This window comes from Pseudomonas sp. TE24901 (assembly GCF_054058375.1).
Genome location: NZ_JBSSAF010000002.1, coordinates 128344 through 142166 on the forward strand (window position 1 = coordinate 128344; position 13823 = coordinate 142166).

The 13823-nt window shown below is 63.2% G+C and carries 9 protein-coding genes; 6 read left to right on the forward strand and 3 right to left on the reverse strand.

Annotation, left to right across the window (positions count from 1 at the left end):
• Positions 1-618: 618 nt before the first annotated feature.
• Both ACVWVP_RS04320 and ACVWVP_RS04325 read left to right on the forward strand, forming a co-directional pair.
• The gene (locus ACVWVP_RS04320) at positions 619-1323 is read left to right on the forward strand and encodes a methyl-accepting chemotaxis protein (protein ID WP_457404774.1); all 705 of its coding nucleotides are present in this window, start codon (positions 619-621) and stop codon (positions 1321-1323) included.
• Positions 1324-1451: 128 nt separating this feature from the next.
• Positions 1452-1889: a hypothetical protein gene (locus tag ACVWVP_RS04325; protein ID WP_178919127.1), complete on the forward strand. Its 438-nt coding sequence runs from the start codon at positions 1452-1454 to the stop codon at positions 1887-1889.
• Here ACVWVP_RS04325 and ACVWVP_RS04330 read toward each other — a convergent pair.
• Both ACVWVP_RS04330 and cra read right to left on the reverse strand, forming a co-directional pair.
• Entirely contained in the window at positions 1836-2612 is a 777-nt protein-coding gene (locus ACVWVP_RS04330) for a TatD family hydrolase (RefSeq protein ID WP_457404536.1), read from the reverse strand. The genes ACVWVP_RS04325 and ACVWVP_RS04330 overlap by 54 nt on opposite strands.
• A gap of 2 nt (positions 2613-2614) precedes the next feature.
• Positions 2615-3610 (reverse strand): catabolite repressor/activator, encoded by a 996-nt coding sequence (gene cra, locus ACVWVP_RS04335; protein WP_178919123.1) that lies wholly within the window; start codon positions 3608-3610, stop codon positions 2615-2617.
• Between the two features lie 294 nt (positions 3611-3904).
• On the opposite strand from cra, the gene ptsP reads away from it, so the two are divergent.
• The 4 genes from ptsP (at position 3905) to ACVWVP_RS04355 (ending at position 11098) form a co-directional block, all read left to right on the forward strand.
• On the forward strand, positions 3905-6763 hold the full coding sequence (ptsP, locus tag ACVWVP_RS04340; protein WP_457404537.1) for a phosphoenolpyruvate--protein phosphotransferase: 2859 nt from the start codon (positions 3905-3907) through the stop codon (positions 6761-6763).
• On the forward strand, positions 6764-7684 hold the full coding sequence (gene pfkB, locus ACVWVP_RS04345) for a 1-phosphofructokinase (RefSeq protein ID WP_178919119.1): 921 nt from the start codon (positions 6764-6766) through the stop codon (positions 7682-7684).
• An 11-nt stretch (positions 7685-7695) separates the two neighbouring features.
• A complete protein-coding gene (locus tag ACVWVP_RS04350) occupies positions 7696-9399 on the forward strand; it encodes a PTS fructose-like transporter subunit IIB (RefSeq protein WP_178919117.1) in 1704 nt (567 codons plus the stop codon).
• 157 nt (positions 9400-9556) lie between these two features.
• A complete protein-coding gene (locus ACVWVP_RS04355) occupies positions 9557-11098 on the forward strand; it encodes an alkaline phosphatase D family protein (RefSeq protein ID WP_457404538.1) in 1542 nt (513 codons plus the stop codon).
• Between the two features lie 116 nt (positions 11099-11214).
• Here the strand turns inward: ACVWVP_RS04355 and ACVWVP_RS04360 are convergent, their stop codons facing one another.
• The gene (locus tag ACVWVP_RS04360) at positions 11215-13740 is read right to left on the reverse strand and encodes a PepSY domain-containing protein (RefSeq protein WP_457404539.1); all 2526 of its coding nucleotides are present in this window, start codon (positions 13738-13740) and stop codon (positions 11215-11217) included.
• Positions 13741-13823 lie beyond the last annotated feature (83 nt).

The window sequence follows — 13823 nt, forward strand, 5'->3', positions numbered from 1 at the left end:
AAGCTCCAGGATGCACTGGGCGCCAGCAAAGCCGCCCATGGCGCGCTCGATTCACTGGCGCAGGCCAGCCAGGCCAGCCTCAAGCAAGGCAGCGAACTGTTTGAAGAGCAGGTGGTGATGGCCGAAACCCTCGATGCCCCGTGGCCAGGGTTTTATGACAGCGTCAGCCAACTGATGGCCAAGACCTACCAGCTGGATGACGCCACCCTGGCATTCCTCCGGCAGCAACTGGAACAGCGCCTGGCGCAGAACCGCACGCACATGGTGGTGCTGGTGTGTGCCCTGGCAGTGGTGTTTTCCCTTATTTTCTATCTGTATGCCGGCTTTTACGCGTCCACCCGCACCACCCTGCGACGCCTGGGGTTGATGATGGACAATGTGGCGGCGGGGGATATGACCGTAAGCTTTGTGGCGCACAGTCGCGATGAGTTGGGGGAGTTGGGCAAGGTGTTCAACGGTACGGTCGCCAAGATCCATGACCTGATCGAGCGCGTCGGGCAAACCGTCAGCCAGGTCGAACTGCAAGCCGGTCAGGTGGAGACGGTTTCGGCCCGGAGCAACCAGGCGGTTTCCGGCCAGCGTACCCAGATCGAACACGTGGCCACGGCCATGAACCAGATGTCGTCCACCGCCCAGGAAGTGGCGCGCAGTGCGGCGGCGGCGGTCAGCAGCGCCCATAGCGTGAACGATGAGACCGTCAGCGGTCGTGGCTTGGTGCAGTCCCAACAGGGCAGCATCGCGCGCCTGGCGTCGGAGATTGATGCGTCAGTGCAGGTGATCAACCAGTTGGCCACTGACAGCCAGGCCATCAGCAGTGTGCTGGAAGTGATCAAGAGCATTGCCGAGCAAACCAACCTGCTGGCGCTCAATGCCGCCATCGAGGCAGCACGTGCCGGCGAGCAGGGGCGCGGGTTTGCAGTGGTGGCCGATGAAGTGCGTACCCTCGCGCGGCGCACCCAGCGCTCCACCGAAGAAATCGAACAGATGATCGGCCGCCTGCACAGCGGTGTGGAGGCCGCGGTCAAGGCCATGGGCACCAGCCATACGATGGCCAGCGGTACGGTAGGGCAATCGGAAAAGGTCCAGCAGGCCCTGGAAAACATCCTTGGCGCGGTAGGCATGATCGTCGACCAGAACCAGCAGATTGCCGCCGCCGTGGAGCAGCAGACTGCAGTCGCCCATGACATTGACCAGAACATCGTTGAAATCAATCGCGCGGGTGAGCACGCAGCCCAAGGTGCGCATCAGACCGAAGCGGCCAGCCGTCAGCTATCGATGCAGGTCGTCGAGTTGAAGCAATTGATCGGGGCGTTTCGCGTGTAAGGCTTTTGGGTAGGAATAATCGGTGCGGAGCGTGGTGTATGTCTTGATTTCCCCTGCATCCATTTTTTGATCGAGTGAATGGGTGAGAATTTGTTTCAGCTAGTCACGGATCAGGGGAGGGCACCACGGTGACCATTGCCATCGGCATCAAAGGGCACTGTGCCCATTGCGACATCACATTTGAACTCAAGTCTTGGCAATTGAACGCCATTGCCATCCATGAACCTTTTGATTGCCCGTACTGCCAGCGAACCCTGCAACTGAATTGTCCCAAGCAATTGCGTCAGTTCAGGACACTGGACCACTGGGCCCTGGTGCACCCGAGCATGGTGATACTGACCTGCATGGTGCTGATCGTGGCGCTGGTCGCCGAGTGGGTGGGCCTGCTCAGTGTGGTCGGGCAACTGAATATTTCGCTGGCGGTGGTGCTGGTTCACTTCCTGGCACTGCGTTATGCCCATCAACGGCAACGGATCACGCTGAACCTGCAGGCTGCCAACCCTGTTGGCGGGTTACCAATTGAACAGCTCGCACGCATTGCGTGTGCTCGCCTCAGCCAGCCATGAAGGGCTGATACCCATACGCTCGGCCAGGGCGGTGCAGATGTCTGGCAGGTGTTGCGGGCTGTTGCGCTGGCCGGGGTACATGGCGGGTGCCATATCCGGCGAGTCGGTTTCCAGCACCACGGCTTCCAAAGGCAATTGCGTGAGCACCTTGTGCATGCGCAGGGCCTGGGGCCAGGTGGCGGCACCGCCCAGGCCCAGCTTGAAACCGAGCTTGATGTACTCACGGGCTTCTTCGTAGCTGCCGGCAAACGCGTGGATGATGCCGCCCCGTGGCACGGGCATACGCTTGAGTGTGGCGATCACGGCGGCGTGGCTGCGGCGCACATGCAACAGCGCCGGCAGTTGCAAGTCCACTGCAAGTTTCAGCTGGGTTTCAAACAGGCTTTGTTGACGCTCGCGGTCCAGGTGTTCGAGAAAGTAATCCAGGCCGATCTCGCCCACCGCGCACACTTGCCGATGACCCTGGAGGCGGGTGAGCCAGTCGCCCAGCTCCGTCAGGTCGGCTGGGCGATGTTCATCGAGGTAAACCGGATGCAGGCCGAAGGCAGCGAACAGGTTGTCATCGCCCTGCACCAGGTCCCACACGCGTTGCCAATTCTGCTGATACACCCCCAGGACCACCATGCGCCGCACCCCGAGTTGGCGGCTATGGGCGAGGACTTCCCGGCGATCGTTGTCGAAGTCCGGGAAGTCCAGATGTGTGTGGGTGTCGATCAGCTCCACGTTCACGCCTCGTGAATACGCTGCTTGAAGGTACGGCTGATGGCGTGCACGCCCGGTTGATACTGTTCTTCTTCAATCGCGGCCAGGGCCAGGCGCAGGGCGGTGTCGGCGATCAGTTGATGCTGCTGGGCCATGGCGTTGACCGGCAGTGGCAGGAAATCCAATAACTGCGTATCACCAAAGGTACCCAGGCGCAGCGGGCGCGATTTGAGCGGGAAGTCGTGCAGTGCGTCGAACACACCTTGCAGCAGCACGTAGGAAGTGGTCACCAGAGCATCCGGCAAATGCCCCAGGCGCTGCAGGAGTTGTTCCATCAACTGGCGGCCGCAGTCGCGGCTGAAGGCTTCGCCCTGTTCGATCAGCACCTCGCCCTTGAAGTCGCGCAGTGCCTCGCGAAAACCGGCGGCGCGTTCCTGGCTGATGCTCAGCTCGGGGTGCGCACCGATCAGCACGATCTGCTTGGGCAGCGGTTGCAGCAGGCTGCTGGTCAGTTGCTGGCAGGCTTGGCGGTCGTCGCTGACCACTGAGCAGAACTGGCCCGTGTCCATCACCCGGTCGATGGCGATTACCGGCAGGCCCTTGGCTTGCAGCTCGCGGTAGCTGTCATCGCTGGCGGGCAGGCAACTGGCCACGAACAGTGCGTCGCAGCGCCGTGCGCGGAACAGTTGCAGCAATTGGCGTTCGCTGTCGGCCTCGTCGTCGGAGCTGGCGATCAGCAGTTGATAACCCCGGGCCCGGGCGCCTTGCTCCAGCAGCTTGGCGATCCGTGCGTAACTGGGGTTTTCCAGGTCCGGCAGGATAAAGCCCAAAGTGCGGGTGTGCCGGCTGCGCAGCCCGGCCGCCTGGGGGTTGGGCGTAAAGCCATGGGCTTCGACCACCGCTCGCACGCGCTCGACGGTCGCGTTGCTGATGCGTTGCTGTTCGGCCTTGCCATTGATGACATAGCTGGCGGTGGTTACGGACACACCGGCCAGACGTGCGATATCACTGAGTTTCAAACCGGGATTTCCTTGTTTTTTAGAGCTTGCCCCGACATTTTGTCCAATCGTAACCGATTCCTGCACACGACTAACGTCTGGGCTCAAGCGCCGAGTGGTTCTTCAAGGATGCTCAATTAGCGCGTAATCTGCCATAAATTCTAGATTAAACGTTTCAGCTGGCGTATTTTTACGACGTTCGTGACTAAGTGGCTACTGCCAATTGACCACTCAGTCAGTTATTTTTGAACACCTGTAGGCTGATTTATTCAAAACAATACCTAGTGCGCCCCTCGCACTAACTAGGAGAACGGCATGCTTGAGCTCACTGTAGAGCAGATTTCCATGGGCCAGCTGGCTGTGGATAAATCTGCTGCCTTGCACCTGCTCGCTGACAAACTGGTGGCCGACGGCCTGGTCGCCGAGGGTTACCTCAGCGGGTTGCAGGCCCGTGAAGCCCAAGGCTCGACCTTTCTCGGCCAAGGCATCGCCATTCCCCACGGTACCCCCGAAACCCGCGACCAGGTGTTCTCCACCGGCGTGCGCCTGCTTCAGTTCCCCGAAGGGGTGGACTGGGGTGACGGCCAGATCGTCTACCTGGCCATCGGCATTGCCGCCAAATCCGACGAACACCTGCGCCTGCTGCAACTGCTTACCCGCGCCCTCGGTGAAACCGACCTGGGCCAGGCGCTGCGTCGCGCCGGTTCCGCCGAAGCCTTGCTGAAACTGCTGCAAGGCGCGCCACAGGAACTGGCGCTGGATGCACAGATGATCAGCCTGGGCGTGTCCGCCGATGATTTCGAAGAACTGGTGTGGCGCGGCGCACGCCTGCTGCGCCAGGCCGATTGTGTGAGCAATGGTTTTGCCGCCGTCTTGCAGCAAGTCGACGCCCTGCCCCTGGGGGACGGCCTCTGGTGGCTGCACAGCGAACAGACGGTGAAGCGCCCTGGCCTTGCCTTCGTCACCCCCGACAAACCCATGCGTTACCTCGGCCAGCCCCTTAATGGGTTGTTCTGCCTGGCCAGCCTCGGCGAGGCACACCAAGCGTTGCTTGAACGCCTGTGCGCCTTGCTGATTGAAGGTCGCGGCCAGGAACTGGGCCGCGCCACCAGCAGCCGTGCCGTGCTCGAAGTACTCGGGGGCGAGCTGCCTGCCGATTGGCCCAGCGCGCGCATTACCCTGGCCAACGCCCACGGCCTGCATGCTCGGCCGGCGAAGGTGCTGGCGCAGTTGGCGAAGCATTTTGACGGTGATTTGCGGGTGCGCGTCATCGATGGCCCGGTGGGCGCCGTGTCGGTGAAAAGCCTGAGCAAGTTGCTCAGCCTCGGCGCACGTCGCGGCCAGGTGCTGGAATTTGTTGCCGAACCCTCGATTGCCGGTGATGCGTTGCCCGCCCTGTTGGCAGCGGTTGAAGCGGGGTTGGGTGAAGAGGTCGAGCCGTTGCCGACGGCCAGCGCGCAGCCTGCAACCGTTGATAGCGAGCCCGTGATCAGCGCCCCAGTGTCCGGCAGCCAGATTCAGGCGATCGCCGCCGCGCCGGGCATTGCCATCGGCCCGGCGCACGTCCAGGTCCAGCAGGTGTTCGATTACCCGTTGCGCGGCGAGTCTTCCTCCATTGAGCGTCAGCGCCTGCAAGACGCGCTGGCCGACGTTCGCCGTGACATTCAGGGGCTGATCGAACGCAGCCCAGCCAAAGCCATCCGCGAAATTTTCATCACGCACCAAGAGATGCTCGACGACCCGGAACTCACCGACGAAGTCGACACTCGTCTCAAGCAGGGTGAAAGCGCCGAAGCCGCCTGGATGAGCGTGATCGAGGCCGCCGCCAAACAGCAGGAGTCGCTGCAGGATGCCTTGCTCGCCGAGCGTGCCGCCGACCTGCGTGACATCGGTCGGCGTGTGTTGGCGCAATTGTGCGGTGTCGAAAGCGTCCGGGAGCCGAGCCAGCCCTACATCCTGGTGATGGATGAAGTCGGCCCGTCCGATGTTGCGCGCCTGGACCCGGCCCGTGTGGCCGGCATCCTCACGGCCCGTGGCGGCGCCACGGCCCACAGCGCCATTGTTGCGCGTGCCCTGGGCATTCCTGCTTTGGTGGGCGCAGGTTCCGCGGTATTGCTGCTGGCTCCTGGAACTCCCTTATTACTTGATGGCCAACGCGGTCGCCTGCACGTGGACGCCGATGCCGCGACCCTGCAACGCGCCACCGTCGAGCGCGATACCCGCGAACAACGCTTGCAAGCCGCTTCGGCCCAACGCCATGAGCCGGCCATGACCCGCGACGGCCACGCCGTGGAAGTATTCGCCAACATCGGCGAAAGCGCCGGCGTCGCCAGTGCCGTGGAGCAGGGCGCCGAAGGGATCGGCTTGCTGCGCACCGAGCTGATTTTCATGGCCCACCCGCAAGCACCGGATGAAGCCACCCAGGAAGCCGAGTACCGCCGCGTACTCGACGGCCTTGAAGGTCGCCCGTTGGTGGTGCGCACCCTCGACGTCGGCGGTGACAAGCCGCTGCCTTACTGGCCCATCGCCCAGGAGGAAAACCCGTTCCTCGGCGTGCGTGGCATTCGCCTGACCTTGCAGCGCCCCCTGATCATGGAAGCGCAATTGCGTGCGCTGTTGCGCTCGGCCGACAACCGCCCACTGCGTATCATGTTCCCCATGGTTGGCAGCGTGGACGAGTGGCGCGCAGCCCGTGACATGACCGAGCGCCTGCGCCTGGAAATCCCGGTGGCCGACCTGCAACTGGGCATCATGATCGAAGTGCCGTCCGCCGCCTTGCTTGCGCCGGTGCTGGCCAAGGAAGTCGACTTCTTCAGCGTTGGCACCAACGACCTGACCCAATACACCCTGGCCATCGACCGTGGCCACCCGACCTTGTCCGCCCAGGCCGATGGCCTGCACCCGGCGGTGTTGCAACTGATCGACATCACCGTGCGGGCCGCCCACGCCCATGGCAAATGGGTGGGGGTGTGTGGCGAGTTGGCGGCAGACCCGTTGGCGGTGCCGGTGCTGGTGGGCCTGGGGGTGGATGAGTTGAGTGTGTCGGCCCGCAGCATTCCTGAAGTGAAGGCGCGGGTACGTGAATTCAGTCTGAGCGAGGCCCAGGGCCTGGCACAAAAGGCACTGGCTGCGGGTTCGCCCGCCGACGTGCGTGCCCTTGTGGAGGCCGTGTAAATGGCAAGGATTTTGACCCTGACGCTGAACCCGGCGTTGGACCTTACTGTCCGCTTGGCACACCTGGAACCGGGTGAAGTCAATCGCAGCGAAACCCTGCTGACCCATGCCGCCGGCAAGGGCGTGAACGTGGCGCAGGTGTTGGCCGATCTGGGCCATCAGGTGAGCGTGGGCGGCTTTCTCGGTGAGGAAAACCCCCAGGCTTTCGACGCGTTGATTGCCCGTCGTGGGTTTGGCGATGCGTTTATTCGTGTGCCGGGTGAGACACGCAGCAATATCAAGATTGCCGAGCGGGAGGGGCGCGTTACCGACATCAATGCGCCGGGGCCGCTGGTGAGTGAGCGGGCGCAAAAGGAATTGCTCAAGATGATCGCGATCATCGGCCCGGAATTCGATGCCGTGGTGGTGGCCGGCAGCTTGCCGCGCGGCGTCAGTCCGCAATGGTTTCAAGAAATGCTCGAACAACTGAAAAGCCTGGGGTTGAAAGTTGCCCTGGACACCAGTGGCGAAGCCTTGCGCACCGGCTTGCAGGCGGGCCCGTGGCTGGTCAAGCCCAACACCGAAGAACTGGCCGAGGTTCTTGGCAATGCCACAGGCGCTATCCATCGTCTGCATCAGCAGGGCGTGGAGCATGTGGTGGTCTCCGATGGTGCGGCGGGCGTGACCTGGTACAGCCCGCAGACCGCGCTGCATGCCACGCCACCAAAGGTCACGGTCGCGAGTACCGTGGGCGCGGGCGATTCGTTGTTGGCCGGGATGCTTCACGGCTTGCTCGCTGGCGAAGCGCCCGAGCAGACCTTGCGCCGCGCCACGGCCATTGCCGCAATGGCGGTGACGCAGATCGGTTTCGGCATCAACGATGACGCGCAGTTGGCGCGTCTCGAAAGCGGCGTCCACGTGCGTGCGCTCACAGAACAATAAGAGGGTTTGTGATGAAGTTAGCCATTGTTACCGCCTGCCCGAACGGCATGGTCACCAGTGTGCTGTGCGCCCGCTTGTTGGACGCTGCCGCGCAACGCCAAGGCTGGAGCACCAGCGTCGAAGTGGTGGATGGGCAGCGCCCCGAGCGCCAGTTGTCCCAGGCCACCCTCGACGCCGCCGAGTGGGTGCTGCTGGTCAGCAGCACCCCGGTGGACATGCAGCGGTTTGTCGGCAAGCGCGTGTTCCAGAGCACGCCGGCCCAGGCACTGGCGGACGTCGAGGCGATCTTGCGGCGGGGCGCCGAAGAGGCGCAGGTGTACGTCGCCACTGAAGCAACCGCCAGGATCGCACCGCGCATCGTCGCGATCACTGCCTGCCCGACCGGGGTGGCGCACACCTTCATGGCCGCCGAAGCCTTGCAGCAAGCCGCCAAGCGCCTGGGCTACGACCTGCAGGTCGAGACCCAGGGTTCGGTGGGTGCGCGCACACCGTTGAGCGCGCAAGCGATTACCGACGCCGACGTGGTGCTGTTGGCGGCGGACATCGAGGTGGCCACCGAGCGGTTTGCCGGCAAGAAAATTTACCGTTGCGGCACGGGCATCGCCCTCAAGCAATCCGAAGCGACGCTGAAAAAAGCGTTGGCCGAAGGCGCGGTGGAAAGCACCGGCAGTGCAGCGGTGGCCAAGTCGGAAAAAACCGGTGTGTACAAACACCTGCTCACCGGCGTGTCGTTCATGTTGCCGATGGTGGTGGCGGGCGGTTTGTTGATCGCGTTGTCGTTCGTGTTCGGTATTCACGCCTTCGAACAGGAAGGCACGCTCGCGGCGGCGCTGAAAACCGTGGGTGATCGCGCGTTCATGCTGATGGTGCCGTTGCTGGCAGGCTACATCGCCTACTCGATTGCCGACCGCCCAGGCATTGCCCCCGGCATGATCGGCGGGCTGCTGGCGGGGACGTTGGGGGCCGGGTTTATCGGTGGCATCCTCGCCGGTTTCCTGGCCGGTTACTGCGTCAAGTTGATCACCCGTGCGGTGCAATTGCCCCAGAGCCTGGAGGCGCTCAAGCCGATCCTGATCATTCCGTTGCTGGCGAGCCTGTTCACTGGCCTCGCGATGATCTACCTGGTGGGCCCACCGGTGGCGCGCATGCTCACGGGGCTGACGGATTTCCTCAGCACCATGGGCACCACCAACGCAGTGCTGCTGGGCATCCTGTTGGGCGGCATGATGTGTGTCGACCTGGGCGGCCCGATCAACAAGGCGGCCTATGCGTTTTCCGTCGGCCTGCTGGCGGCACAGAGCGGTGCACCGATGGCCGCGACAATGGCCGCAGGCATGGTGCCGCCGATCGGCATGGGCATCGCCACGTTCCTGGCGCGACGCAAGTTTGCCCAGACTGAGCGCGAAGCGGGTAAGGCGGCGATGATTCTCGGGCTGTGTTTTATCTCCGAGGGTGCGATCCCGTTTGCGGCCAAGGACCCGTTGCGGGTGATCCCGGCCAGTATCGCCGGTGGCGCGTTGACCGGCGCCTTGTCGATGTATTTTGGCTGCAAGCTGGCGGCGCCCCACGGTGGGTTATTCGTGCTGGTCATCCCGAATGCGATGAACCATGCGCTGCTGTACCTGCTGGCGATTGTCGCCGGTAGCCTGCTGACCGGTTTGGTGTATGCGCTGATCAAGCGCCCGGACGCAGAACCACTGTTGGTCACGGTCTAAAAATGTGGGAGCTGGCTTGCCTGCGATGACTGACTGACATTCAACATCAGTGTTGTTTGATTAGCCGCCATCGCCGGCAAGCGGGCTCCTACAAGTGTCATCTGGTTTTCATCCCCGCGTGGTTTAGTTTCCTTTTGACGCTCAAGAGGGAACCTGCATGAGCCACTTCGACCTCGGCCGCCGCCGCGTGATGCAAGCCGTCGGCGCTGGCCTGTTGCTGCCGGGCTTGGCGCCGGCGGTGATCGCTTCGGTGAAAGACCGGCCGCAACTCACCGACGGTGTGCAGTCCGGCGACCTGCTGGGCGACCGCGCCATGATCTGGAGCCGCAGCGACCGCCCGGCGCGGATGGTGGTGGAGTGGGACACCCGCAGCGTGTTCAGCAACCCGCGCAGGTTCATCTCGCCCCTGGCCGACACCCGCACCGACTTTACCGCCCGTGTCGAACTCACCGGCTTGCCCGCCGACCAGGCGATTTTCTATCGCGTGCACTTCGAAGACGCCCAGACCGGTGTCGCCAGCGAACCCTGGTTCGGCCACCTGCGCAGCGTGCCGCAGCAGCGTCGCGACATCCGCTTTGTGTGGAGCGGCGACACCGTCGGCCAAGGCTTTGGCATTAACCCGGATATCGGTGGCATGCGCATCTACGAAGCCATGCGCCTGCGTCTGCCGGACTTCTTTATCCACAGCGGCGACACCATCTACGCCGACGGCCCGGTGCCCGCGCAGCTCACCACGGAAGGCGGGCGCATCTGGCGCAATATCACTACCGAAGCCAAGAGCAAGGTCGCTGAGACCCTCGATGAGTATCGCGGCAATTATCGCTACAACCTGATGGACGAAAACGTGCGCCGCTTCAACGCCGAGGTGCCGCAGATCTGGCAGTGGGACGACCATGAGGTGGTCAATAACTGGTCGCCGAGCAAGCAACTGGACGAGCGCTACCAGACCAAGGACATCAACACCCTGGTCGGCCGCGCACGCCAGGCTTGGCTGGAATATTCCCCCATGCGCCGGCAGGCGGCCGACGGTGGCGGGCGCATTTACCGCAAGCTCAGCTATGGCCCGCTGCTGGATGTGTTCGTGCTGGACATGCGCAGTTATCGCGGGCCCAACGATGACAACCTGGGCGGCGAAAAACCCTTCATGGGGCGCGAACAGCTGGAGTGGCTCAAGCGCGAACTCAAGGGCTCCCAGGCGCAGTGGAAAGTCATCGCCGCCGACATGCCCATCGGCCTCGGCGTGCCCGACGGCGAGGTCAGCCCGGGCGTGCCGCGCTGGGAAGCCATCGCCAATAACGACCCGGGCGCACCCCAAGGTCGTGAGTTGGAAATGGCCGACCTGCTGGGCTTTTTAAGGGCACAAAACGTGCGTAACCACGTGTGGCTGACGGCGGATGTGCATTACTGCGCGGCCCACCATTACCACCCGGATCGAGCGGCGTTCCAGGATTTTGAACCGTTCTGGGAGTTTGTCGCCGGGCCGTTGAACGCGGGGAGTTTCGGGCCGAATGTGCTGGATAAAACCTTCGGGCCCGAGGTGGTGTTCCAGAAAGCGCCTGCGGTGCAGAACAGTTCACCGTTTGCCGGGTTCCAGTTTTTCGGCGAGGTGCAGATTGATGGGCAGACGGCGGAGTTGACCGTGATATTGCGGGATCTGGATGGGGTCTCGGTGTTCGAACAAAAACTGCAACCCACCTGACTTGGAATACGATCAAAACGGTGGGAGCTGGCTTGCCTGCGATGACGATAGTGAATTCACCATCGCTATCGCAGACAAGCCAGCTCCCACATTTGAACGTCTTCGTCCGGGAGTCCTTAGTAGACGTCGCGCCGATAACGGCCTTGCTCGATCAACCGCTCCACCGCCTCGCTCCCCAGGATGTCCACCAGCGCCCGGTCAACGCCGGTTGCCATCCCCTCCAGACTGCCACACACATAAATCGCGGCGCCGTCGGCAATCCATTTGCGCAACACATCAGCCGACTCGCGCAGGCGGTCCTGCACGTAGATTTTTTCTTCCTGGTCGCGAGAAAACGCCAGGTCCAGCAGCGCCAGGCCACCGCTGGCCAGCCAGCCTTGCAGTTCGTCCTGGCACAGGAAGTCGTGCTTGATATTGCGTTCGCCAAACAGCAGCCAGTTGCGTGTATGACCCTCGGCGATGCGCGCCTTGAGCAAGCTGCGCAGGCCCGCCAGGCCAGTGCCGTTACCCAGCAGAATCAGCGGCACCGGTGCTTCTGGCAGGTGGAAGCCACTGTTGCGGCGCAGGCGCAGGCTGATGCCCGAACCGATCGCGGCGTGTTCCGTCAGCCAGCCCGAACCTACGCCCAGGCTACCGTCGGGGTGACGTTCCTGGCGCACGATCAGCTCCAGCACGCCGTCGCTGGCAATCGAGGCGATGGAGTATTCGCGCATGCCCAACGGCACCAGCGCGTTCACCAGCGCCTGGGCATGCAGGCCGACCAGATGGGTGCGGTTCTCCGGCAGTTGCCGGGTCGCCAATGCCTGGTTGAGGGACTGCGCCAGCCCGTCGATCACCACACCGTCACTGCCCGCCAGGCCGAGGCCTTCGAGGAAGTGTTCGATGGCCCACGGGCAGTTGCGTGGCAGGACTTCCACCAGGTCACCCGCCAACCAGTTTTGCGGCGACGGCGGTGTGAGGCCCAGCAAGTAGATGTCCGAACCCACACTGTCGCGGTTGAGCAGCGTGCGCTGGCTCAGTGACCAGTTCTCGAACGGCGCCGCTTGCCAGGCCGCGGCGGGCGCCTGGCCGGTGAGTTGGCCCAGTTGCTGTTGCCAGGTGAGCAGGGCGTCGGCGTCGCCGCTGTCGACTTCCACCGGCGCAAACAACGCGTTGCCGCCTTGGTGGGTCAGCCAGAAATGCAGGCGTCGGGCGAAGCCGCAGAAGTGTTCGTACTGGCGATCACCCAGGGCCAGTACCGAGTAGTTCAGGCCCTTGAGGGACAGGTCCTGGCCGAGCACGCTGCGTTCGAAACCACGGGCGCTGTCGGGGGCTTCGCCGTCGCCGAAGGTGCTGACCACGAACAGCGCATGGTGCGACTGGCTCAGGTCGTCGCGGCTGACGCTGCCCAACGGCTGCACCTTCACCGGTAGCCCGGCGGCCTGCAATTGCCCGGCGGTCTGCCAGGCCAGTTGCTCGGCAAAGCCGCTCTGGCTGGCGAAGCCGATCAACCAGGCTGGCGCATCGCTGCTGTTGGCGACGAGGCCTTGGCGGGCATCGCGGACCTGGCGCTTTTTGCGGCGGCGGTCGAGGTAGAGCAACCAGCCGGTAATGAAGAACAGCGGCATGCACAGCGCGCTGATGGTGAGGATGATGCGCCCAATCAAACCGAAGTAGCTGCCGGTGTGCAGCGCATAGACGCTGGTCAGCAGTCGGGAGCCCAGGGACTTGCTGGCGTAGCGGTCGTGGGATTTGACCTCGCCGCTGGCCGGGTCGAGGTTGATCTGGTTCAGCGCCCGGTCATGGGGCGAGTCTTTGAGCAGGTAGTAGACGGTGGCCGGCTGGCCGGCGACCGCTGGCATGCGGATGTTGTAGGCGCTCAAGCCAGGGCCGGCATTGCTGTAGATGCTGCTCCAGATGGCGTCGTAGTTGGCCACCGGCGCCGGGCCTGCGGGCGGAGGACCGCGTTTGCGCATGCGTTCATTTTGTGGCGCGTCCGACAAGAGCTTCGTCACGCCTTGGTTGTACCAATCGTAGGACCAATACAGGCCGGTCAGTGCGGCCAACAGATAGGCCAGCAGGCACCAGGTGCCGAATACCGAGTGCAGGTCCCAATTGAAACTGCGGCCTTTTTTGCGCCAGTCCAGGGTCAGCCAGGCGCGCCAGCTTGTCACTTGGCGCGGCCAGCGCAGGTACAGGCCCGACAGGCAGAAGAACACCAGGATCAGTGTGCAGGCACCGGTGATCTGGCGGCCGGTATCCCCCATGACGAGGAAGCGGTGCAACTGCAAGATAAAGCCGAACACGTCCTGGCCGACGGCGTCGCCCATGTAGTCGCCGGTGTAGGGGTCGAAGTAGCGCATCTGGCCGCGACGCTCACCGGCTGGCGGGGTGAAGAACACGCGCGCGGCGTGGCCGCTTTCGCTTTCGACCCACAGCATCGACACGGTCTTGCCTTCGGTGGCTTCGAGCTTGCGCACCAACTCCGCAGGCGGCAGTACGCCGGCTTCGAGCTTTTGCACACTCAACACGGTCGGGTTGAGCGCCAGCAGTATTTCATCCTGAAACGAGACCGCAGCCCCGGTGATCCCCATCAACGCCAGCACCAGCCCGGCAGTGATGCCGAAGAACCAGTGCAACTGGAACAGGGTTTTCTTCAACACGTCGGACCGCCTCGCTCATCTGGATATTGTTGTCACGGCGCGCATTATGCCGTGGGTTATCGAGAAATATTCTGTTTAACACG